Source organism: Microbacterium hydrocarbonoxydans, from assembly GCF_011752045.1.
Lineage (GTDB): Bacteria > Actinomycetota > Actinomycetes > Actinomycetales > Microbacteriaceae > Microbacterium.
On the sequence record NZ_JAAKXW010000001.1, the window covers coordinates 526874 to 527891 of the forward strand.

Annotated in this window: 1 protein-coding gene; it reads left to right on the top strand. The window is 70.4% G+C overall.

What is annotated here, in order from left to right:
- Positions 1-46 precede the first annotated feature (46 nt).
- Positions 47-946, top strand: a complete 900-nt coding sequence (locus G6G98_RS02610) for an acyl-CoA thioesterase (RefSeq protein WP_164233733.1) — start codon at positions 47-49, stop codon at positions 944-946.
- The last annotated feature ends 72 nt before the right edge of the window (positions 947-1018 follow it).

Sequence of the window (1018 nt, forward strand, 5' to 3'; positions counted from 1 at the left end):
CTAAACTAGCAATGCCAGCGGCGGACGCAGTCGCGGGAAGGAACTCATGCGCCCCACCGAGCCAGATGACCACGCCGTCCGCACCGTCCGGCAGCTGCTCGACGTGCTCGATCTGGACGCGACGCAGGCTCGCACGACCGAGGACATCTTCACCGGGTCGTCGCACCCGATGCCGTCCGGCCGGATCTACGGCGGTCAGGTGCTGGCGCAGACCCTGCTGGCCGCGGAGCGGACGCTCCCGGAGGATCGCGCCGTCCACTCGATGCACGGCTACTTCCTCCGCCCCGGCGACGCCACGCAGGGCCTCACGATCGCCGTCGACCGCATCCATGACGGACGCTCGTTCTCGACGCGCCGTTCGCAGGCGTATCAGAACGGCGTGCCGATCTTCTCGATGATCGCGTCCTTCCAGGACGCGGACCCGGGACTGGAGCACGCCGTGCCCATGCCGGAGGACGTCCCCTCCCCCGAATCTCTGCTCTCCGACGAAGACCGGGTCGACGGGCTGCCGCCGGGAACCAGCAGGATGCTCAGCGACCGCGCCGCCGACATCCGTCATGTCGAGGCGCCGCTGTTCCTGCCGAGCGACGAGAAGCGCGTGCCGCACCAGTGCGTGTGGATGCGGATGCGCGCCCCGCTGCCGGACGACCCTCGACTGCACCGCGCCGCGCTCGCCTACCTGAGCGACATGACGATCCAGGAGTCGATCCTGCGCGCACATGGCGTGTACTGGGCGCTGCCCGGCCTCAAGGTCGCGAGCCTCGACCACGCGATGTGGTGGCATCGGCCGGCCCGCGTCGACGAGTGGCTGCTGTACGTGCAGGAGTCGCCGAACGCGCGCGGCGGGCGGGGCCTCGCGAACGGGCGGATCTACACGCGGGACGGAGAGCTCGTGGCCACAGTGGCGCAGGAGATCATGATCCGAGTGCCGGACGCGCAGTCCTGACTGACTGACTGACTGGCGGGTCGGGACCCCCGGGGGAGGTAGGGCCCGACCCGCCAGAGCTTGCGGGGCGGC